Below are 21,555 nucleotides of genomic sequence, written 5' to 3' on the forward strand. Positions count from 1 at the left end.
GGGGCGATGTTTCACGTGAAACATCGCCCCCTCGGGGCCGTCGGCCACGGCGCGCGGACGCCGTCAGTCGGCGGGGTGGACCACCACGTAGCGGTGCGGTTCCTCGCCCTCGGACTCGCTGTTCAGCCCGGCGGCGGCGACCGCGTCGTGCACCACCTTGCGCTCGAACGGGGTCATCGGCTCCAGCGGGTGGGTCTCCCCGGTCTTCCTGACCTTCTCCGCCGCCTCGGCGCCGATGCGGGTGAGCACCTTGCGACGCTCCTCGCGGTACCCGCCGATGTCGAGCATCAGCTTGCTCCGCTCCCCCGTGGCCCGGTGGACCGCGAGGCGGGTCAGCTCCTGGAGCGCCTCCAGGACCTCGCCGTGGTCACCGATCAGCTCGTCGAGCGTCGCACCCACGACCGACACCATCGCGCGGTCGCCCTCGACGTCCATGTCGATGTCACCGTCGAAGTCCGCGATGTCGAGGAGCCCCTCGATGTAGTCCGCGGCGATGTCACCCTCGTTCTCCAGGGCCTCGACGTCGATCTCGGACTCCGGCGCATCGGCCACCGCTACTCCACCGCTCTCTTCCTCGCTACGTCCCACAGCGATCCCGTCTCCTCATCATTCACGCCCTGACCGTCGTACGCCTCAGGGGCTGTGTCGCCTGCGCACTCGTTGAGATCTCCGCGGCCGACGTGACGCCGTCCCCTAGCGGGACCCGCCGCCCCCACGCTTGGAGCGCGGCTGCTTCTTCGGCTGCTTGCGTTCGATCTTAGGCTGTTCCTTCGGCTCCGGCGCGGATTCGGCCGCCTTCTTCCGACCGAGCATGCCCTTGGCGGGACCGGTGGAGGGGGTGCCGCCGCCCTTGGCGTCCTGCTCGCCGGGGGCCGGGTGGTTCCGGTAGAGGAAGTGCTGCTGCACCATCGTCCAGATGTTGGACGTGACCCAGTAGACGAGCACACCGACCGGCATCATGAGGCCGAAGAGCCCGAACAGGGGCGCCATGTACATCATGATCTTCTGCGTCTGCATCATCGGGTTGTCCGGCATCTGCGCGGTGCTCCGCTTGATGCTCTGACGCATGGTGAGGAAGGTCGTCGTGCCCATGATCACGCACGCGATCGCGATGATGACCTTGGCCAGCACCGGGTTCGCGGAGCCCAGGGCGAGCAGCTCCTCGGGGGAGCTGTTGAACTGGGCCGCGATCGGGGCCTCGAAGATCAGCGCCTGACGGGCGCTCTCGGCCAGCTCCTCGGAGAAGCCGTACTGGGCGTTGCCCTCGGCGACGCTCCGCAGGACGCTGAAGAGGGCGAAGAAGACCGGCATCTGCAGGAGGAGCGGAAGGCAACCCATGATCGGGTTGGTCCCGCTCTCCTGGTAGAGCTTCATCGACTCGCGGCTCAGGCGCTCCCGGTCGTGCTTGTAGCGCTCCCGGAGCTTCATGATCTTCGGCTGGATCTCCTGCATCTTCCGCTGCGTGTTCATCTGCTTGACGAACAGCGGAACCATGAGCAGCCGCATGAGCACGGTCAGCAGGATGATGGACAGGCCCCACGCCCACCCGCTGTCAGGATTCAGCCCGATGAAGGCCAGACCCTCGTGGATCCGCGCCAACGTCCAGCCGACGATGTTGTAAAGCCAGTCGAGCACCGGCCAACTCCTATTTGCCTCGGTTCAGCTACTGGTCCCCGGGAGCGGGTCCGGTGGCTCCGGCTCCGCCCTCCGACTCCTCCGCCTCGGTGTGCCGCCGCCCCTTCGGCGGCGGCACGGGGTCGAGTCCCCCCGGGTGGAAGGGGTGGCAGCGGGCGATGCGCCGGGTTCCCAGCCACAACCCCCGCAGGGCCCCGTGCACGCGAAGCGCCTCCACGGCGTACGCGCTGCACGAGGGGTAGAAACGGCAGACCGGGGGGAAGAGCGGGCTGATGAAACGCTGGTAGCCCCGGATGGGCAGGATCAGCAACCGCGCGAAAGCCGTCGGTCTGTGCTCGGTCATCGCCCCGTCCGTTCTCCGCCCCCGTCCGGGACGCGCCCGGGCGCCGTCCCGTTTCCCGTCGGCTCGGCCGCCGACGCGGGCGATCCGCCTCGGCCCCGCCGACGGCGGGACGTCCCACGGGGTCGCATCGCCGCGGCGATCGCACTGTCGAGGTGCGCGTCCAGCTCCGCCTGCCGCGTCGTGGCGGCGGCGGGCTTGGCGCGCACTACCAGCAGGCTACCGTTTGGCAGAACGGCCAACCGGGACCGCATGACGTGACGGAGTCGACGTTGGACGCGCTTGCGGACCACCGCTCCGCCGACCGCCTTGCTCACGACGAAGCCGACGCGCGGCGGATCCGCGGGTTCGGGGGCGTCCACGGGAGGGGGCAGGTAGACGACCGCCACGGCCCCGCGTGAGGAGCGCCGTCCCGCGCGCAGCACGGAGCCGAACTCGGAGCTACGGCGCATCCGGTTCCGCGACGACAGCATCGGCACTCCCTCCGGGACTCGGGCCTCGTCCCACGACAAAGGGACCGGCCGGCGAGAAGGCCGGACCGGTCCCGAGGAACTTGGGGCTGAGCGTGGCCTAGTGGCTCACGGTCAGCGCCGCGCGCCCCTTGCGACGACGCGAGGCGATGATGGCGCGACCGGCGCGCGTACGCATGCGCAGCCGGAAGCCGTGGACCTTCGCGCGACGCCGGTTGTTCGGCTGGTACGTACGCTTGCTCACTGCTGGCTCCAGGGGCGTGTCAGGAAAGAACTACGACAGACCCCCAAGGATACGCGGGGCCTCACGGTGCATGAGCCGAGGCCGCGCCGACGTGTGGACACGGGCGCAGGCAGATCATCGGCATAAGCATAAAGAAGATACGACCAGGTCCGGTCGGGGTCAAATCAGACGGCCGACGCCCGCGGCCCCACCCAGTGTCGGCGCCCACGCCGGGGCCGGCTCCGGCCACCTGTGGACAACGGTTGTCCACAGGGTGTGGCACGTCCCCACCGCACCCGGTCTGTGGATAACCTCAACCTGTGGATAACTCGCCCCTCGCCCCGCGCCGCGCCCCGCCGTCGGCCGCCACATCCGATTTACACACCCTGTGAACTGCGATTTGTGGATAACTCTGCGCTGTGCACAGTGATCTGCCATCCTGTGGATAAACCTGTGCACAACCTGTGGACAACACGGCGGACCTGTGGACACCGCGCGACCGCCGCGCCACCCCGTTCCGGCCGCCGTGACGTTCTCCACAGGCCGGTGGACCGCGGTCACACGGGTTGTCCACAGCTCCTCCCGCCCCGGCACTCCCGCGGGGGGAGGACAATGGACGTTCGGTCCGCGTGCCCGCGAGGGGTCCGCGCGGACACCTGACCGACGACACACCGCGAGGGCCCCCAGGGTCTCCCCGTCCCCTCCTGCTCCCCACCGCATCCGAACAGATCCGCACCGAAGGGACAGCAACCATGGCAGGTCACCGTGGCTGACGCACAGGTCAACCTCGCAGTGGTCTGGTCCAGCGTGCTGGACGGGATCGACAACGACTCCCTGCCCGCGCACCAGCGCGCCTGGCTGCCCCAGACCCGACCGCTGGGTCTGATCGAGGACACCGCGCTCATCGCCGCGCCCAACGAGTTCACCAAGAAGGTGCTGGAGACGCGGCTCTACCCGGCGATCAGCAGGGCGCTCTCCGCCCACCTCGGCCGGGACATCCGGGTCGCGGTGACGGTCGACCCCACGGCCGTGCCGACCCCGCCGCCCACCCCCGCCCCGCCCGCGCCCTCCGCGCCGGTGGCCGCTCCGACTCCGCCGGAGCCGACCGGACGGCACTCGCGCCCCGCGCCGGGCCCCGCACACCCAGGACCTCCCGTCGGCGGCCCGACCGCCCGGCCCGCCGGGAGGGCCCCGTCGACCGCGCCGACCGGCGACGACGGCCGGGGGCGGGGCGACGTGCTCGGACCCCCGAACCCCGCGGCCGGGACGCCCCCCTCCGAGACCCCCGCCCACCCCGCGCCGCCGGCGGACCCCGCTCCGAGCCCCGCGCCCGCCGGCCCCGAGCCGGAGCCCCGGCGCGCGTGGGAGCCGTCGGGGTGGGAGCAGCTCGCCCAGCCCTCATGGCAGCAGCCGACCTGGGACGAGGCCGCGTGGGACCAGCCGAACCGCTGGGAGACCCCGCGTCCGGAGACGACCGAGCGCGCGGCCGCCACGCCCGACCCACCGGCCCCCGCGGCCCCGGCCGGGGCGGACCGCGCCGACGGGGCGCCGGAGCCCGCCGAGGAGGCGGAGGCGGCCGAGGAACCGCGTCCGGACGCCCCGGACGCGCCGCCGGGACGGTCCCAGGAGATCCCGACGGGCGAGCACGCGCGACTGAACCCGAAGTACACCTTCGACACGTTCGTCATCGGCTCCAGCAACCGGTTCGCCCACGCGGCGTCGGTCGCGGCCGCCGAGGCGCCCGCCAAGGCCTACAACCCCCTGTTCATCCACGGCGGGTCGGGCCTGGGCAAGACGCACCTCCTGCACGCCATCGGGCACTACACGCACCGGCTCTACGAGGGCTCGCGCGTGCGCTACGTCAGCTCGGAGGAGTTCACCAACGAGTTCATCAACTCGATCCGGGACGGCAAGGCGGACGGGTTCCGCCGCCGCTACCGGGACATCGACGTCCTGCTGGTGGACGACATCCAGTTCCTGGAGAACAAGGAGCAGACGCAGGAGGAGTTCTTCCACACCTTCAACACGCTGCACAACTCCGACAAGCAGATCGTCATCTCCAGCGACCGGCCGCCCAAGCAGCTGACCACGCTGGAGGACCGGATGCGCAGCCGGTTCGAGTGGGGGCTGCTCACCGACGTCCAGCCGCCCGAGCTGGAGACCCGCATCGCCATCCTGCGGAAGAAGGCCGCCCAGGAGGGGCTGGCCGCGCCGCCGGAGGTGCTGGAGTTCATCGCCAGCAAGATCTCCACGAACATCCGTGAGCTGGAGGGGGCGCTGATCCGCGTCACGGCCTTCGCCAGCCTCAACCGGCAGTCGGTCGACCTCGACCTGACCGGCCAGGTGCTGCGCGACCTCGTGCCCAGCACCGAGGTCCCCGAGATCACGGCGGGGGCGATCATGTCCCAGACGGCCGCCTACTTCGGTCTGAGCGTCGACGACCTGTGCGGGACCTCGCGCTCCCGCGTGCTGGTGACCGCGCGGCAGATCGCGATGTACCTGTGCCGTGAGCTCACCGACCTGTCCCTGCCCAAGATCGGGCAGCAGTTCGGCGGCAGGGACCACACGACGGTCATGCACGCCGACCGCAAGGTCCGGGCGCTGATGGCCGAGCGCCGGTCCATCTACAACCAGGTGCACGAGCTGACGAGCCGGATCAAGGACCAGCCCCCGCTCGCCTGAGCCGGGCACGGGTGTCGTCGGGGGCGGTCCGCGGTGCGGGCCGCCCCCGACGCGTTCCCGGCCGTCCACGGCGGTGTCCACCCGCACCGGGGTTCGCCCGCGCCCACGCCGGGCCCGGCCACACGGGGGTTCGTCCACACCCCCTACCTGCCGCTGTGCGCGCCTGGGCCCGACCTCGCCCACCGGCGGCGCGGGCCGTTCCACCGCGAGGGGTTATCCACAGGCTCTGGGGACGACGGGCGGGACGCGCCGGGTTCGCCGCCCGATCGGCGGGGACGCACCGCCTCGTCCGGTACCACCCCGTTTCCCCGGCCCCGTCGGGCTTGTCGCCGCTGTTGCGCTGCCCACACCGGACTCGGCGGCGGCGCCGCCCCGGCCGTTCGCGCCCCGTCCGCGCACAGCCGCCCACCGGGCTGTGGACAAACCTGTGCACAACCGGTTCGTCCTGGTTCGGGAGGTCTGCTCGGGGCCCCGGAAAAAAAGTTCTCCACTTTCTTGGCCGAGTTATCCACAGGAAGGGGGTTAAATCTGTGGACAACCATGTGGACAACCTGTGGACAAGTGCTCCGGAGTTGTGGGTAACCGGGGGTCCTCCTGTGGACGCGCTGCCCCACCATCGGACCACCAGACCACCAGCTGCTGTGGACAACCAGGGGAAAAACTGTGGACGCAGCTGTGGACGGAGTGTGGACAACCTGTGGGCGACATCGTTCGTCCACAGACCCCCCGAGTTACCCACAGGGATACCCACAGGCCCTGTGGACAAAAATCTCCGTGCTGACCTGCAATAACAAGGGTTATCCACACTATCCACAGGCCCTACTACTACGACGCACCTTCATTAACCCAAACGTGGCTCCACAACCGCTCCGCGGGAAATCTGTGGACAACGCTCCGATCGGCGACCCGTCGCGGTCCATCACCGAGGCGTCAGCGACAGCGGAGGAATCCGGGTAACGTGTGGTCTCGCCCCTGTCCACCGCCGCCCCGTCCGGGTGGCGGTCCCACGGGAACCGAGGCAGACCCGGTGGTGCCGACGCACCCGCCCTCGCCGGCGGCCGCCCATCCGTGCCGGAGCCCTCGGCCGACCCACCAGCTGCAACGTTGAGGCTTCGACCGGCCCACCGGTCGTGCGGAAAGTGAGTCGAAGTGAAGTTCCGGGTCGAACGCGACGTATTGGCCGACGCAGTCGCCTGGACCGCGCGCACCCTCCCCACGCGCCCCTCGGTCCCGGTCCTCGTCGGCGTCCTGCTCGACGCAGGCGAGTTCGACGGCCGCCAGCAGGTGCGGCTGTCCGGCTTCGACTACGAGGTCTCCACCCAGGCCGCGATCGACGTCGAGGTCGAGGAGGCCGGTACGGTCCTCGTCCCCGGCAAGCTCCTGGCCGAGATCACCCGCAACCTTCCTCCACAGCCTGTGGAGATCTCCACCGACGGCGCCAAGGCCGTCGTGAGCTGCGGCAGCGCCAAGTTCACGCTCACGACGATGCCGGTCGAGGACTACCCGACCCTGCCCGAGATGCCCGGTGTGAGCGGCACCGTCGGCAGTGACGCCTTCGCCGCCGCCGTCGGCCAGGTCGCCGTCGCCGCGGGCCGCGACGACACCCTGCCCATGCTCACCGGCGTGCGCGTCGAGATCGAGGGCGAGACCATCACGCTCGCCTCCACCGACCGCTACCGCCTGGCCGTGCGCGAGCTGACCTGGAAGCCGGAGAACCCGGAGCTGTCCGCGGTCGCGCTCGTCCCGGCCAAGACGCTGCACGACACCGCCAAGTCGCTCACCTCGGGCGCCGAGGTCTCCATCGCGCTCTCCAGCGGCGAGACCGGCGACGGCATGATCGGCTTCGAGGGCGGCGGCCGCCGCACCACGACCCGCCTCCTGGACGGCGAGTTCCCCAAGTACCGCGCGCTGCTGCCGGACAGCTTCAACACCGTCGCCGAGGTCAGCCGCTCCGAGTTCGTCGAGGCCGTCAAGCGCGTCTCGCTGGTCGCCGAGCGCAACACCCCGCTCCGGCTGGCGTTCAGCCCCGGCCGCCTGGTCCTGGAGGCCGGGACCGGCGAGGACGCCCAGGCCGTCGAGGTCCTGGAGGCCGACCTGGAGGGCGAAGACATCCAGATCGCGTTCAACTCGGGCTTCCTGCTCGACGGGCTCGGCGCCATCGGCACCGACACCGCGCGCCTGAACTTCACGACCTCGACCAAACCGGCGATCCTCACCGGCAAGCCGGCGGAGGAGGGCGCGGACCCCGAGTACCGCTACCTGATCATGCCGGTGCGCCTGTCCGGCTGACCGGTTCGGGTTCGGTTCGATTGACTCGCGTCTGCCGTCCCGCGTCCGCGGCCACCGCCCGGACCGGACGGCGCCCACCAGTTCACCGGCGGCGAAGGGGAGCACTGCCATGCAGCTCGGAATGATCGGTCTCGGCAAGATGGGCGGCAACATGGCCGCCCGGCTTCGGGAGAAGGGGCACGAGGTCGTCGGCTACGACGTCTCGTCCGACGAACGGGACGTCGCGAGCCTGGCCGAGCTGGTCGACCGCCTGGAGGCCCCCCGCGTCGTGTGGGTGATGGTCCCCTCCGGCGACCCGACCGCCGCGACCATCAACGAACTCGGCGGCCTCCTCCAGGAGGGCGACCTGGTCATCGAGGGCGGCAACTCCCACTACGTCGACGACCGCGCCCGCGCGGAGCAGCTCGGCGCCAAGGGCGTCGGCTACCTCGACGTCGGCGTCAGCGGCGGTGTCTGGGGCCGCCAGAACGGCTACGGCATCATGGTCGGCGGTCCGGCCGCGGACGTCGAGCGGGCCCGCCCGGTCTTCGAGTCCCTCACCCCCGACGAGGGCGGCGGCTTCGTGCACGCCGGGGCCGTCGGCGCCGGGCACTTCGTCAAGATGGTCCACAACGGCATCGAGTACGGCATGATGCAGTCCTTCGCCGAGGGCTACGAGATCATGGCCGCCTCCGGGATCGTCGAGGACGTCCCGGGGACCTTCGAGAGCTGGCGCGAGGGCACGGTCGTCCGTTCCTGGCTGCTCGACCTGCTCAGCCGTGCCCTGGAGGAGGACCCCGACCTCTCCGAGCTGCGCGGCTACGCCCAGGACTCCGGTGAGGGCCGCTGGACGGTGCAGGCCGCCGTCGACCACGCCGTCCCCGCCCCCGCGATCACCGCCGCGCTCTACGCCCGGTTCGCCTCCCGCCAGGACGACAGTCCGGCGATGAAGGTCGTCGCGGCCCTGCGCCAGCAGTTCGGCGGGCACGCCGTGACCAAGTCCGGCCCGGACCCGCGCACCCCCTCCCGGGACTGATCCACACCGCTCCGAGGACGCGCCCGCACGGGATCCCCGCGGGCGCTCCCCGGGCCCCGCGTCCGTCGTCCAGTGCCACCGTCCCAGGAGGAGGGCCGGATGTACGTTTCCGATCTGCGACTGGTCGACTTCCGGTCCTACGGCGACGCCCTGCTGGAACTCGGTCCCGGCGTGAGCGTGTTCGTCGGCGCCAACGGCCAGGGCAAGACCAACCTGGTCGAGGCGGTCGGCTACGTGGCCGCCCTCAGCAGCCACCGGGTCTCCTCGGACACGCCGCTCATCCGCCAGGGCGCGCCCCGGGCCGTCATCCGGGCCAAGATCGTGCGCGACGACCGCCACATGGTGGTGGACCTGGAGCTCAACCCCGGCCGCGCCAACCGCGCCCGGATCAACCAGTCCGCCGCGGGACGTCCGCGCGACGTGCTGGGGATCCTGCGCACCGTGCTGTTCGCCCCCGAGGACCTGGCGCTGGTCAAGGGTGACCCCGGGGAGCGACGGCGCTTCCTCGACGACCTCCTCGTGGCGCGCGCCCCCCGGATGGCGGGGGTGCGCTCCGACTACGACCGGGTGCTCAAGCAGCGCAACGCCCTGCTCAAGTCGGCCTCGGGTCGGGCGTTCCGGCAGCGCTCGGCGCCCGACCTCAGCACTCTGGAGGTCTGGGACGCCCACCTGGCCGAGGTGGGGGCGGAACTGCTGGCCGCGCGGCTGGCGCTCGTGGCGGAGCTGCGGCCGCGCATCGCGCGGGCCTACGCGGGCCTGACCGACTCCGGCGGACCGGCCGTGCCCGCCTACCGGTGTTCGGCCGACCCCGAGGGCGGGGAGCCGCCCGCCGACCGTCCACAGCTCGTGGAAACCCTGCGCGCGGCGATGGCCGAGGCCCGGGACCGCGAACTCCAGCGGGGGGTCGGCCTCGTCGGTCCGCACCGCGACGAACTCCACCTCCAGCTGGGCGACCTTCCCGCCAAGGGGTACGCGAGCCAGGGCGAGTCGTGGTCCTACGCCCTCGCGCTCAAGCTCGCCGCGTTCGACCTGTTGCGGGCGGACGGCGACGATCCCGTCCTCATCCTCGACGACGTGTTCGCCGAGCTCGACACCGAACGCCGCCGCCGCCTGGCCGAGCGCGTGCGCGACTCCGAACAGGTCCTGGTGACCGCCGCGGTGCCCGACGACATCCCCGAGGAGCTGGACGGTGTCCGTTTCACGGTGAGCGCGGGGGTGGTCGAGCGTGCGTGAGGGTCGTCCACAGCCTGTGGACCGCCGCGACGGGACCGCGGGCGCGGGAACGGGGTTCGGCCAGGTCCGTCCACACCCTGTGGACAATGCCCGCGGCGGCGCGGCGGCTCCCGCCGTGGACGCCTCGGACCCGGCGTCCACACCGGCCGCTCCGGCCACCCCGACGGCGCCGGCCGTGTCCGGCGCCGACCTCGCCCGGCAGGCGCTCGCCCGCGCCCGCGCCGAGGCGCGCGAGCGCGGGGCGGTGCCCCGGGGCGCCCCCCGCAGGCGCGCGCGTGGCCGGATCCGGTCACGCAACGAGCCCCAACTGTTCGGCGACGCCGTCCGGGCGTGGCTCGTCGAGCACGGCTGGCAGGAGCAGGTCGCCGTCGGCGGCGTCTTCGGCCGGTGGTCGGACATCGTCGGCGAGTTCAACGCCCAGCATCTCCGTCCGGTGAGGTATTCGGAGGGCGAACTCGTCGTGGCGGCCGATTCGCCGACCAGTGCGGCCCTCGGGCGGTCGATGGTGCGCGACCTGATGCGCCGCCTGAACGAGGAACTCGGTGAGGGAACGGTCGTCTCCATCGACGTCAAGGGCCCGGGCTCCCGCCGTCGCTGACCGCTCCGGCCGTCCACGGGGGTGCGTTCGCGCAGGTCGGGGCGCTGGGCCTCGGCGTTCCGACGACACGGGCGACGTGGAGGGGCGGTTCGGGCACCGCCGGGACGACGGTCGGGGCGGAGCCGCCCAACGGCCACTGAACCGCACCGGAACTTGCGGGAGGACCCACCCGCGTGGAGGGAGTCGTCTCCCTCCCTGAACGTTCGTTGTCGAGCGGCACAGCGCCGCGAATGCTCTTTTGTCGCACCGCGCGGGGTATCATGGAGGCGGTTCTTCAGATGCCTGTAGCCGGTCCCACGCCCCCAGGAGAGGGTGGGCGGACGGCCCGTACGGTGATGTGGTGATCCCCCTGGTGTCGCGGTACGCCGACCCCTTCGGTCACCGCCCCGTGGGCTGACCGCCGTCCGCTCGGCCACGGCCGGCAGGCGTCCCCAGCAGGAGGGTGTTCCCACTTGGCCTACGACGCTCGATCAATCACGGTCCTTGAGGGGCTTGAGGCAGTACGCAAGCGCCCAGGGATGTACATCGGTTCCACCGGGGAGCGGGGCCTGCACCACCTGGTCTACGAGGTGGTCGACAACTCGGTCGACGAGGCGCTGGCGGGGCACGCCAACGCCATCGAGGTGACCCTGCTGGCGGACGGCGGCGTGCGTGTGGCCGACAACGGCCGCGGGATCCCCACCGACCTGCACCCCGTGGAGAAGCGTCCGGCCGTCGAGGTCGTGCTGACCACGCTGCACGCGGGCGGCAAGTTCGACGGCAAGTCCTACGCGGTCTCCGGCGGCCTGCACGGCGTGGGCGTCTCCGTCGTGAACGCGCTGTCCACGGCGCTGGACGTGGAGATCCGCCGCGACGGCCACGTGTGGACCCAGCACTACGAGATGACCGCGCCCACCGGTGAGCTGGTCAAGGGCGAGGAGACCGACGAGACCGGGACGCAGATCACGTTCTGGCCCGACGGCGACATCTTCGAGACGACGGTCTTCTCCATCGAGACCCTCGCCCGCCGGATGCAGGAGATGGCCTTCCTCAACAAGGGGCTGTCCATCACCATCCGCGACGAGCGGCCCGAGCACACCGACGACGGCCCGACGGTCAGCACCTTCCACTACGACGAGGGTCTGTCGGACTTCGTCCGGCACATCAACGCCAAGAAGGAGGCGGCGCACGCGTCGATCATCTCCTTCGAGGAGGACGGCGAGGGCATCTCGGTCGAGATCGCGATGCAGTGGAACCAGTCCTACACCTCGTCCGTGCACACCTTCGCCAACACGATCAACACGGCCGAGGGCGGCACCCACGAGGAGGGCTTCCGGTCCGCGCTGACCACCCTGGTCAACCGGTACGCGCGGGACCAGAGGCTGCTGCGGGACAAGGACGACAACCTCACCGGCGACGACATCCGCGAGGGCCTGACCGCGATCATCTCGGTCAAGCTGGCTGACCCGCAGTTCGAGGGCCAGACCAAGACCAAGCTCGGCAACACCGAGGCGAAGTCCTTCGTCCAGAAGGTCACCAACGAGCACCTGCGCGACTGGTTCGAGCGCAACCCCGGCGAGGCCAAGGACATCGTCTCCAAGGCCAGCCAGGCGGCCCGCGCCCGGATCGCCGCCCGCCAGGCCCGCGACCTCACCCGCCGCAAGACCCTGTTGGAGTCCACCTCCCTCCCCGGCAAGCTGTCCGACTGCCAGTCGACCAACCCGGAGGAGTGCGAGCTCTACATCGTCGAGGGTGACTCCGCGGGAGGCTCGGCCAAGGGCGGCCGCGACCCGCAGCACCAGGCGATCCTGCCGATCCGGGGCAAGATCCTCAACGTGGAGAAGTCGCGGATCGACCGCATCCTCAAGAACAACGAGGTCCAGGCGATCATCACCGCGCTGGGCACCGGCATCCACGAGGACTTCGACGCCGACAAGCTGCGGTACCACAAGATCATCCTCATGGCCGACGCCGACGTCGACGGCCAGCACATCCGCACCCTGCTGCTGACCCTGCTGTTCCGCTTCATGAAGCCGCTGGTCGAGGCCGGTCACGTCTACCTGGCGTCGCCGCCGCTGTACAAGATCAAGTGGGACCAGCGTGGCAGCGACGCGGGCTACGCCTTCTCCGACGCCGAACGCGACCGGATCATCGAGGCCGGGATCGCCGCCGGGAAGAAGGACCCGCGCCCGCGCGACATGGTCCAGCGCTTCAAGGGTCTGGGCGAGATGAACGCCAACGAGCTGTGGGACACCACCATGGACCCCGACCACCGTCTGCTGCTCCAGGTCAGCCTGGACGACGCGGCCCAAGCGGACGAGATGTTCAGCGTGCTCATGGGCGAGGACGTCGAGTCCCGGCGCTCCTTCATCCAGCGCAACGCCAAGGACGTCCGCTTCCTGGACATCTAGTCCGTGCCGGCCCGGGTCGCGCCCCCTCGGGTGGCGGCCGGGCGGGAGAACCACGCTCAACGAAGCTTCGTAGAAGGGATCGACATCCGTGACGGATGCGAACAACCCGGACTCTCCTGAGGGTGCGGACTCCGCTGGCGCAGGCCCGGTCAGGGACCGGATCGAACCGGTCGACATCCAGGTCGAGATGCAGCGCAGCTACCTCGACTACGCCATGTCGGTCATCGTCGGGCGCGCCCTCCCCGACGTGCGCGACGGCCTCAAACCGGTCCACCAGCGCGTGCTGTACGCGATGTACGACGGCGGGTACCGCCCCGACCGCGGGTTCTTCAAGTGCGCCCGCGTCGTCGGCGACGTCATGGGCAACTACCACCCGCACGGCGACAGCGCGATCTACGACACCCTGGTACGCCTGGCCCAGTGGTGGTCGATGCGGATGCCGCTGGTCGACCCGAACGGCAACTTCGGCTCGCCCGGCAACGACCCGGCCGCGGCCATGCGGTACACCGAGTGCAAGCTCGCGCCGCTGGCCATGGAGATGCTCCGGGACATCGACAAGGAGACCGTCGACTTCCGGCCCAACTACGACGGCCGCTCCGCCGAGCCGGTCGTCCTGCCCGCCCGCTTCCCGAACCTGCTGGTCAACGGCTCGTCGGGCATCGCGGTCGGCATGGCGACCAACATCCCGCCGCACAACCTGCGCGAGGTCGCCGACGGCGTCAACTGGTTCCTGGAGAACCCCGAGGTCGGCGACGAGGCGCTGCTGGACGCGCTCATCGAGCGGATCAAGGGCCCGGACTTCCCCACGCGCGGGCTCATCGTCGGCAAGCGCGGGATCGAGGAGGCCTACCGGACCGGTCGCGGCTCCATCACCATGCGCGCGGTCGTGGAGGTCGAGGAGGACAGCCGCGGGCGCCAGACGCTGGTGGTCACGGAGCTGCCGTACCAGGTCAACCCGGACAACCTGGCGCTGAAGATCGCCGACCTGGTCAAGGACGGCAAGGTCACCGGCATCGCCGACGTGCGGGACGAGAGCAGCGGCCGCACCGGTCAGCGCCTGGTCATCGTGCTCAAGCGCGACGCCGTCGCCAAGGTCGTGCTCAACAACCTCTACAAGCACACCCAGCTCCAGGAGACCTTCGGCGCGAACATGCTCGCGCTGGTCGACGGGGTGCCGCGCACCCTGCGCCTGGACCAGATGATCCGGCACTGGGTCAAGCACCAGGTCGAGGTCATCGTCCGCCGGACGCGCTACCTGTTGCGCAAGGCCGAGGAGCGGGCGCACATCCTGCGCGCGCTGCTGCGGGCGATGGACCGCATCGACGAGGTCATCAGCCTCATCCGCGCCAGCGCCTCCGCCGACGAGGCGCGCACCGGCCTGATGGCCCTGCTGGAGATCGACGACATCCAGGCCCGCGCCATCCTCGACATGCAGCTGCGCAAGCTGGCCGCGCTGGAGCGCAACCAGCTCACCGCGGAGTACGACGAGCTGATGGCGCAGATCGCGGACTACAACGACATCCTCGGCTCGGACGCGCGCCAGCGGTCGATCATCCGCGAGGAGCTGGCCGAGATCGTCGACAAGTACGGCGACGAGCGGCGCACGCACATCATCCCGTTCGAGGGTGACATGCGCATGGAGGACTTCATCGCCGAGGAGGACGTGGTCGTCACGATCTCCCGGGGCGGGTACGCCAAGCGCACGCGGATCGACAACTACCGGGCGCAGAAGCGCGGCGGCAAGGGCGTGCGCGGCGCCCAGTTGAAGCAGGACGACATCGTCCAGCACTTCTTCGTCACCACCACCCACCACTGGATCCTGTGCTTCACGAACCAGGGCCGGGTGTACCGGACGAAGGCCTACGAGCTGCCGGAGGCGGCCCGGGACGCGCGCGGACAGCACGTGGCGAACCTGCTGCCGTTCCAGCCGGGCGAGGAGATCGCGCAGATCATGGCGCTGCGCGACTACGAAGCCGCTCCGTACCTGGTGCTCGCCACCCGTGACGGCCTGGTGAAGAAGTCGCGCCTGGAGGACTTCGACTCCGCGCGGTCGGCGGGGATCATCGCGATCAACCTGCGTGAGGGCGACGAACTGATCGCGGCGCGGCTGGTCTTCCCCGACGACGACCTGCTGCTGATCTCCAGCGACGCCCAGGCGATCCGCTTCCCGGCCTCCGACCAGTCGCTGCGCCCGATGGGACGCGCGACCAGCGGCGTGATCGGCATGCGGTTCATGGCGGGCGACTACCTGCTGAGCATGGACGTCATCCGGCCCGAGGACGGGCCCTCCGACGTCCTGGTGGCCACCGAGAACGGCTACGCCAAGCGCACCCCGGCCGACCAGTACCCGTTGCAGAACCGGGGCGGCAAGGGCGTTCTGACGGCCAAGGTCGTCGAGGCGCGCGGCAAGCTGGTCGGGGCGATGATGGTCGACCCGGATGTGGACGAGATCTTCGCGATCACCTCCGCCGGCGGGGTGATCCGCACCGGGGCCGCCGAGATCAAGCAGTCCGGCCGCACCACCATGGGCGTGCGCCTGATGAACCTCGACAAGGGCAACAAGATCGTGGCCGTGGCGCGCAACGCCGAGGCCGCGGAGGACGCCGCCGAGGGTGAGACCGGCGACACGGCCGAGGGCGCGGTGACCGGGGAAGGAAACCCCGAGGCCTAGACTGCGCGTTAGGTCCTATTGGTCCCGTGGGGTTCCGTTCGCGAGCCCCACGGGACAACTCTTCGCGGCATTCACCCGTCTCAACGAAAGTCCAGCGGTAACGTTTCTATGTCTGACAACCAGCGGAACACCCCCACGAACGAATCCGAAGCGGACACGGCGGTGACCGCCGGAGACGAGGCTGCGGAGAAGGACACGGTCGAGACGGAGGCCGTCGAGGAGACCCCTCCCGCCGAGGAGAAGGACTCCGCCGACGAGCCGAAGGAGGCCGAGACGGCCGCTGCCGAGGTCCCCGCGATGGAGTCCGTGGAGGACCACGCAGAGGCGGGAGAGACGGCAGTGACCGATTCCGAGGCCTCGGTCCCCGAGGGGCCGGGCGCCGTGAAGGCGACCATGTCGAGCCGTAAGGCGCACCTGACGGTCTCCCGCGTGGAGCCGTGGTCGGTGATGAAGTTCAGCTTCGTCGTGTCGCTGGTGTGCTTCATCATCCTGTTCGTCGCGGTCGCGGTGATCTACGCGACCCTGTCCATGCTGGGTGTCTTCGATGAGGTGACCAGCATGATGGAGGCGCTCCTGGAGGGCGAGAGCGGCGACGACGAGCTCGGCCTGGACCCGGCCGCGTGGTTCTCCCCGGGTCGCGTGCTCGGATACACGGGTGTGGTGGGCGCGCTGAACATCGTGCTGATCACCGCCCTGTCCACGGTGGGCGCGATGGTGTACAACCTGGTCGCCGACCTGGTGGGCGGCGTGGACGTCACGCTGACCGAGGCCGAGTAGGCGTCGCGTGCGGCTCCGGGCGGGGTGCCCGGGGCCGCTCCGCGCCCGCTCCCGGCGTGGCCCGAGTACTCGGGAAACCCGGTAAAATGGGAGGTGAAGAGGGACGCGGTCGCCCGTGCCCCTCCTGCTTCCGCGTCATCGAACCGGTTCGCCCCGCGCACCGGGATGCGGTAGAGTTCCACGAGGAACGCGGGCGTATAGCTCAGTCGGTTAGAGCGCATCCCTGATAAGGATGAGGCCCCAGGTTCAAGTCCTGGTACGCCCACCAGCGAAAAGACCCGCCGGAAACCCGGCGGGTCTTTCGCGTACTGCTGAAAAGTACTGCATCAAGCTCTCAGCGACCCGACGTCAGGGGCCGTCTCATCCCCCGGTGATGCTCCCTCCGAGCTTCTTCAGCGCGGCCACGGTCGTGTCGTCGTGCACCTGCGTGTACAGGTCCATGGTCAGCTTGATCTGACTGTGCCGGAGAATCCGCATAGCCACCCGAGGGTGGACGTCCAGGGCGGCCAGCAGGGTGCCGCACGTCTTGCGGGTGGTGTGCACCTCGATCCGGCGAACCCCGGCCTTGGCGCACCTCGCGTCGAACTGCTTGGTGAAGCTGCGAGGATCCACCGGCTTGCCCGTGCTGGTGGTGAACACGTACCCCGACTTCTCCCACTCGGTGGCGTCGGCCCGCTGCTTGGCCTGCTGTTCCGCCCGCAACCGGAGCGCGTCCACGCAGATGTCCGGCAGAGGCATGGTGGCCTCGGAGTCCTCGGTCTTCATCTGCCGTCGACGGCGGAGCTTGCCCTTGATCCGCTGGATCTGGTACTCCACGGACACTTCCTGAGCGCCCATGTCGACTTCCGGCCACCACAGACCCAGCAGCTCACCCTTGCGCAGTCCCAGCACCAACAGCAGGACGTAGGCGGCGTACAGCGGATCGTCGTCGGCCCGCGCGGACGCCAGGAACCGGTGGACGTCGTCCAGGGTCCAAGGCTTGTCCTTCTTCGGCTTGGGTTTGGACAGCTTCAACAGGGTGGCGACGTTGCGGGACACGATCTCCTCCCGGACCGCGTTGCTCAGCGCGCTACGCAGCACCTTTCGCGCCTCGTAGATGTTGCTCTCGGTGGTGAAGCTCTCGCAGCAGTTCCCCGCCGCGCAGCATCGACGGCGCTCCGGCCGACGCACGGCGTCTTTGCCCTGCGCGCAGCACTGGCAGGTCTGGCGGAGCTTGTTCACCCACGCGCGGAGATCCTTGCCGGTCAGCTTGTCCAGCTTCTTCTTCCCCAAGTGGGGGACCAGGTAGTAGCGGACGAACTGGCCGTAGGTGCCGACGGTGAGCGGGGAGAAGTCGGGCTCCTTCACCACGTTCTCCATCCAGTACTTCAGGTAGGTCTCCACCGTCGGCACCGACGTGGCCACCGGCCCCTTACGTGCGGCGGTCTGGGTGTCGACCAGCTTCTTGTAGACGGCCTCTCGGGTCTTGCCGTACACGGTCTTCCGCTTGGGCTTGCCCTCGGGTGTGGTCACCCAGGTCTGTGCGGCGTAGCCGTTCCGGTACTTGTAGATCGTGCCTTCGCCCTTGCCACGTCGCGCCATTAGGCGGCCACCTCGGCTTCCTTCTCCAGGAGGGCGACGAACTCCGTGATCGCACCGGCCGGGATCCGGCGGGCGCGGCCGACCTTGACGAAGCGCAGACGTCCGGCGCGCATCTGCTCGTAGAGCTCGGCGCGGCTCAGTCGGAGGACCTGGGTGGCGTCCTCCACGGTGTACAGCACCTGTGGGGGGCGCTGTGCGGGGATGGGGTGTTCGGTCATGATGGTGGTGCTCCTTCCTAGGGGCGCGGTCCCGGCGGCGTTGCTTGGCGGCTATGCGCCGGGACCGCTTCATTTCGGTGGCCGGACACTGGGTGTCCGGATTGTTTTCGCTGGTCAGCGACTCAACCGGACAGTCGGACACTGGGCTTCTGGGGGTGTCCGGGTCGTTTCTGCTGGTCAGAGACCCAACCGGACAGTCGGACACGAGCTAGGCGCTGTCCGGTGGTGAGACGGGGAAGTACCGTCCGCTGGCGTCCTTGGTGAGCTGTCCGGACTCCGCCATGCGCGAGCAGTACCGGCGGACCGTGTCAGCGTCGATCTCGGGCAATGCGGTCGCGATGTCCTTGGGCCGGACCCCGGGGTTGTCGCGCACATACCTCAGGACCGTGGCGCGGGTTTCGCTGACGGTGTGGTCGGCCACGGGGCCGTCAAGCAGCTCCCACGCGCCGCGTTCGGAGTGGAACTTCAGGGCGTGTTCGGACTCGTCGACGTCGCGGCCGGTGACGTGCAAGACCCCGTCGGCCTGCCCGCGTGCCCGTTTGAGAACGAGGGTGGCGTCCGCGGCTCCGGCCAGTCCGTTGGTGCCCGAGACCTCGGTGAGGAAGTCGTCCGATCCGGCCTTGCGGACGTGGTGCACCAGCACCACGGCCACCCCGTAGGAGTCGGCCAGCTTCTTGGCGTGCCCCACGGCGGCGTAGTCGGCGTCGTAGGCGGACGCCCCGGGCGGTGAGGTGCCCCGGACCTTGGCGAACACGTCGATCACGACCATGCGGGCGTCGGGGTTGCGGTCCAACCAGTCCGCGACGGCCTGGGTGCCGCCCTGGGGCAGGGGCGGGCACTGGGTGGCCAACGTCAAAGCGGCGGGGGCGGGGCGCCCGGCGAGGATCTTGCCCATACGGCTCTGCAACCGCCGGGGGGTGTCCTCCAGCGCGAGGTAGAGGACCGGCCCGGCCTGGACGGGGACGGACTCCAGCGCGGTGCCCCCGGCGGCGACCGACAACCCCAGTCCGAGGGAGAGCCAGGACTTACCGACCTTGGGCGGTCCGGCCAGCAGGTTGACCCCCTCGGAGAGGAGGCCGGGCACCGCCCACCGGGGTTCGGGGAACTCTGCCGCCATCAACTCGGCGGCGGTCCACGCGGTGCGCCTACGCACCTGAGCGGCCTCTTCCAACGGACTCGGCGGCGTCTTGGACACCGATTGGAGGTGCTGAGGGCTCAACGGGTTGTTCATGCGGCGACCTTCCGGGGACGCTTGGCCCCGGCTCGCAGACCGGACGCGATCGTCTTCGGGATCTCGCGGGGCTTCTGCCCGACTCGGGCGGCGGCCTCGGAGAGCCAGCCGGTCACCTCGTGTTCGGTGAGCTCTCCCCCGGCCACCAGTTGCCCCAGGGCGACGGAGGCTTGGTAGAGGGCGTTGTTGTGGCCGTGGGGCGGGGACTGGGTGACCCGCCGGATCTCATCTGTGACAGCGGAGCGCAGGTAGGCGGACCGGCGGTCGTGGGCGACCAGCGGCACCGCCACGGGCCTTTGCGGCGGCAGCGGAGCCGGTCGCAACAGGTCGACCAGCCAAGCAGGCAGCGGGGCGGCGAGGGCGCGGTTCAGGGGCGTGTAGGCCCCCGCGCCGTCAGATTCGTCCACGAACGATCCGGGTCCGACGACGTAGCCGCCGTGGGCGCGGGTGTCGATCTTCCAGCCCAGACCGCCACGCTCGCCAGCGGTGTTGGTGAGTCGATCCCCTGTTGGGTGGGTGAAGTACAGGTGGAGTCCGCCCCGGCGGGTGCGGACCGTGAAGGTGTCGTCTGGGCGGTACCGCCAGCGTGCGCGTTCGGCCAGTACGGCGAACACGTCGGCCCCGTCGAGCACCCCGGGAAGGTCCCATTCCGGGGGTGGGAGCTGTCCGGGTTTGGGGACGTCGAGGTCGACCACCACCAGGTGGGCCGGACCGCACGCGATGCCGTAGTTCGCGGCGGGCCACTGCTTCCACCAGGCGTGGATCTGATCGGGGTCGGTTGAGGCGGCCCGTTCCCAGTCCCGCACCCTCGGGGGTCCCTTCCGCCCTGGGGAGATCGGGAAGACGGGCCACCCCCGGCGGGCGGCGGCTTTGACACAAGCCAGGATGTTCGTGGGGGTCATGCCGCTGCCTCCAGCTCCCACGCCTGGGGGGTGCCGCCCTCGTGGCAGGCCGGGCACTGCCCCAGCGAGGTGGGGATCACGTAGACGAACACCAGTCGGCAGGTCGGGCAGGTGCGGCGGGCGCGCATCGCGGCGGCCAGTCCACGGGCGCGAGCCTCGGTGAACTCCTCCTTCGGGAGGGCCTGGTCGATCCGGTACAGGGCGGCGGTGCGAACACCGCCCCGGGCGCGGCGGGAGAACCACATCAGCTGAGCGACGGGCTCAGAGGTGCCGGGGCGCAGGCCCATAGCGGACAGCTGCTTGCGGGTGGCCAGACCGTCATCGGCCACCCACGCCATACCCCATGGGTAGGTGGGCAGGCCGTAGCGGGAGCCATCGGGGTCAAGGAAGCGGGGAGAGGTCATGGGGTGACCTCACAAGGCGTGTGCTGCATCATGAAGAAAGCTCCTTGTTGTGGAGTGGGCGGTCCCGGTGGTTGCTTGGCGGCTATGCACCGGGACCGCGTTCGTGTGTGGTTACTCGTGGCCGTGGGGGTCGAAGTGGTCGGGCTCCGGCCGGATGGTGTCGATACCCTCTTCGCACCAGGCGTCGTAGGCCCGACTGTGGTGGTCGCCGTCGTGGCCGGGAGCGAGGTCGCACGGCCAAGGGTCATCGCCGTCACCGCAGATATCGGGGGTCGGGTCACCGTTGAGGTCGGAGACGCGGAAGACCTGGGTGATCCTCGCGTGATCGCACCGACCCAAGCCGTCGCGCCCGGTCTTCGACAGAGGCAAGAAGCAGTCCGGGCAGATGCGGTCGCTGTTCATCATCAAAGCTCCTTGTGGTTGGTGGGAGGCTGGTCAGGCGGCGTCCCTCAGGCGGGCGATGGTCGCGTCGATGTCGAGGTGGGCGGACTCGGTCCCGGCCCGCACCGCCTCGTAGGTGGCCGACAAGAACTCGCACAGGTCGGTCCGGTTCAGGACCAAACGGCCGAACTCGCCGGGCTTCAGGAAGTCGACCGCGATCCCGCCGGACAGGCCGGGGCGGCGGCAGACATGGGCGTAGGGGGCGACGCGGATCGCGCCGTCACCGGCCGGTCCGGTCAAGCCGCGAGCGACGGTCTCCCGGTCGATGTCCCACACCACACCCTCGATCCGAATACGGACGGTGAACGGATCGGCGGGGTCGTAGGACAAATCCAAGGTGTGCGGGACGTGGCCGGAGGACCCGGCGAACAGAGCGATGACGGTGTGGGTGACGTGCTGACGCATCGGATGCTCCTTGCGGGGGCCGTCCCCTCTCAAGGGGGCTGCGGGCGGGC

General features: G+C 70.1%; 20 protein-coding genes and 1 tRNA gene. 9 read left to right on the top strand and 12 right to left on the bottom strand.

Annotation, left to right across the window (positions count from 1 at the left end; all coding sequences use genetic code 11):
• Positions 1-63: 63 nt before the first annotated feature.
• From AB0I72_RS23255 to rpmH, 5 genes are all read right to left on the bottom strand, one after another.
• A complete protein-coding gene (locus tag AB0I72_RS23255) occupies positions 64-552 on the bottom strand; it encodes a R3H domain-containing nucleic acid-binding protein (protein ID WP_358572141.1) in 489 nt (162 codons plus the stop codon).
• Between the two features lie 141 nt (positions 553-693).
• Positions 694-1,635, bottom strand: a complete 942-nt coding sequence (gene yidC, locus AB0I72_RS23260; RefSeq protein WP_358572143.1) for a membrane protein insertase YidC — start codon at positions 1,633-1,635, stop codon at positions 694-696.
• 28 nt (positions 1,636-1,663) lie between these two features.
• Positions 1,664-1,978, bottom strand: coding sequence for a membrane protein insertion efficiency factor YidD (gene yidD / locus AB0I72_RS23265; RefSeq protein WP_358572145.1), 315 nt, complete (start codon positions 1,976-1,978; stop codon positions 1,664-1,666).
• Positions 1,975-2,448 (bottom strand): ribonuclease P protein component, encoded by a 474-nt coding sequence (rnpA, locus tag AB0I72_RS23270; protein ID WP_358572147.1) that lies wholly within the window; start codon positions 2,446-2,448, stop codon positions 1,975-1,977. The genes yidD and rnpA overlap by 4 nt, the downstream gene beginning before the upstream one ends.
• A gap of 97 nt (positions 2,449-2,545) precedes the next feature.
• Positions 2,546-2,689 (bottom strand): 50S ribosomal protein L34, encoded by a 144-nt coding sequence (gene rpmH, locus AB0I72_RS23275; RefSeq protein WP_013155858.1) that lies wholly within the window; start codon positions 2,687-2,689, stop codon positions 2,546-2,548.
• A 744-nt stretch (positions 2,690-3,433) separates the two neighbouring features.
• Between rpmH and dnaA the strand changes: the two genes are divergently transcribed.
• The 9 genes from dnaA (at position 3,434) to AB0I72_RS23320 (ending at position 16,591) form a co-directional block, all read left to right on the top strand.
• Positions 3,434-5,350: a chromosomal replication initiator protein DnaA gene (dnaA, locus tag AB0I72_RS23280; protein WP_358572149.1), complete on the top strand. Its 1,917-nt coding sequence runs from the start codon at positions 3,434-3,436 to the stop codon at positions 5,348-5,350.
• 1,149 nt (positions 5,351-6,499) lie between these two features.
• Positions 6,500-7,639, top strand: coding sequence for a DNA polymerase III subunit beta (gene dnaN, locus AB0I72_RS23285; RefSeq protein WP_358572151.1), 1,140 nt, complete (start codon positions 6,500-6,502; stop codon positions 7,637-7,639).
• A gap of 109 nt (positions 7,640-7,748) precedes the next feature.
• On the top strand, positions 7,749-8,654 hold the full coding sequence (gene gnd, locus AB0I72_RS23290) for a phosphogluconate dehydrogenase (NAD(+)-dependent, decarboxylating) (protein ID WP_358572153.1): 906 nt from the start codon (positions 7,749-7,751) through the stop codon (positions 8,652-8,654).
• A gap of 99 nt (positions 8,655-8,753) precedes the next feature.
• Positions 8,754-9,887 carry a DNA replication/repair protein RecF gene (gene recF / locus AB0I72_RS23295; protein WP_358572155.1) on the top strand — a complete coding sequence of 378 codons (1,134 nt, stop codon included), beginning with the start codon at positions 8,754-8,756 and terminating at the stop codon, positions 9,885-9,887.
• Between the two features lie 175 nt (positions 9,888-10,062).
• Entirely contained in the window at positions 10,063-10,485 is a 423-nt protein-coding gene (locus tag AB0I72_RS23300) for a DUF721 domain-containing protein (protein ID WP_358572292.1), read from the top strand.
• 452 nt (positions 10,486-10,937) lie between these two features.
• Positions 10,938-12,875, top strand: a complete 1,938-nt coding sequence (gyrB, locus tag AB0I72_RS23305; protein WP_358572157.1) for a DNA topoisomerase (ATP-hydrolyzing) subunit B — start codon at positions 10,938-10,940, stop codon at positions 12,873-12,875.
• Positions 12,876-12,963: 88 nt separating this feature from the next.
• A complete protein-coding gene (gyrA, locus tag AB0I72_RS23310; RefSeq protein ID WP_358572159.1) occupies positions 12,964-15,546 on the top strand; it encodes a DNA gyrase subunit A in 2,583 nt (860 codons plus the stop codon).
• Between the two features lie 108 nt (positions 15,547-15,654).
• Positions 15,655-16,323, top strand: coding sequence for a DUF3566 domain-containing protein (locus AB0I72_RS23315; RefSeq protein ID WP_358572161.1), 669 nt, complete (start codon positions 15,655-15,657; stop codon positions 16,321-16,323).
• 191 nt (positions 16,324-16,514) lie between these two features.
• Positions 16,515-16,591, top strand: a tRNA-Ile gene (locus AB0I72_RS23320).
• Between the two features lie 92 nt (positions 16,592-16,683).
• Here AB0I72_RS23320 and AB0I72_RS23325 read toward each other — a convergent pair.
• From AB0I72_RS23325 to AB0I72_RS23355, 7 genes are all read right to left on the bottom strand, one after another.
• Positions 16,684-17,904, bottom strand: coding sequence for a site-specific integrase (locus AB0I72_RS23325; protein ID WP_358572163.1), 1,221 nt, complete (start codon positions 17,902-17,904; stop codon positions 16,684-16,686).
• Positions 17,904-18,122: a helix-turn-helix domain-containing protein gene (locus tag AB0I72_RS23330; RefSeq protein WP_358572165.1), complete on the bottom strand. Its 219-nt coding sequence runs from the start codon at positions 18,120-18,122 to the stop codon at positions 17,904-17,906. Before AB0I72_RS23330 ends, AB0I72_RS23325 begins: the two co-directional genes overlap by 1 nt.
• Before the next feature lie 208 nt (positions 18,123-18,330).
• On the bottom strand, positions 18,331-19,275 hold the full coding sequence (locus AB0I72_RS23335) for an AAA family ATPase (RefSeq protein ID WP_358572167.1): 945 nt from the start codon (positions 19,273-19,275) through the stop codon (positions 18,331-18,333).
• A gap of 74 nt (positions 19,276-19,349) precedes the next feature.
• Entirely contained in the window at positions 19,350-20,255 is a 906-nt protein-coding gene (locus AB0I72_RS23340; RefSeq protein WP_358572169.1) for a bifunctional DNA primase/polymerase, read from the bottom strand.
• Positions 20,252-20,659, bottom strand: a complete 408-nt coding sequence (locus AB0I72_RS23345) for an RRQRL motif-containing zinc-binding protein (RefSeq protein ID WP_358572171.1) — start codon at positions 20,657-20,659, stop codon at positions 20,252-20,254. The genes AB0I72_RS23340 and AB0I72_RS23345 overlap by 4 nt, the downstream gene beginning before the upstream one ends.
• Positions 20,660-20,770: 111 nt before the next feature.
• Positions 20,771-21,064, bottom strand: a complete 294-nt coding sequence (locus AB0I72_RS23350) for a hypothetical protein (RefSeq protein ID WP_358572173.1) — start codon at positions 21,062-21,064, stop codon at positions 20,771-20,773.
• A 30-nt stretch (positions 21,065-21,094) separates the two neighbouring features.
• A complete protein-coding gene (locus AB0I72_RS23355; protein WP_358572175.1) occupies positions 21,095-21,505 on the bottom strand; it encodes an SsgA family sporulation/cell division regulator in 411 nt (136 codons plus the stop codon).
• Positions 21,506-21,555 lie beyond the last annotated feature (50 nt).

The organism is Nocardiopsis sp. NPDC049922 (genome assembly GCF_040660275.1).
Lineage (GTDB): Bacteria > Actinomycetota > Actinomycetes > Streptosporangiales > Streptosporangiaceae > Nocardiopsis.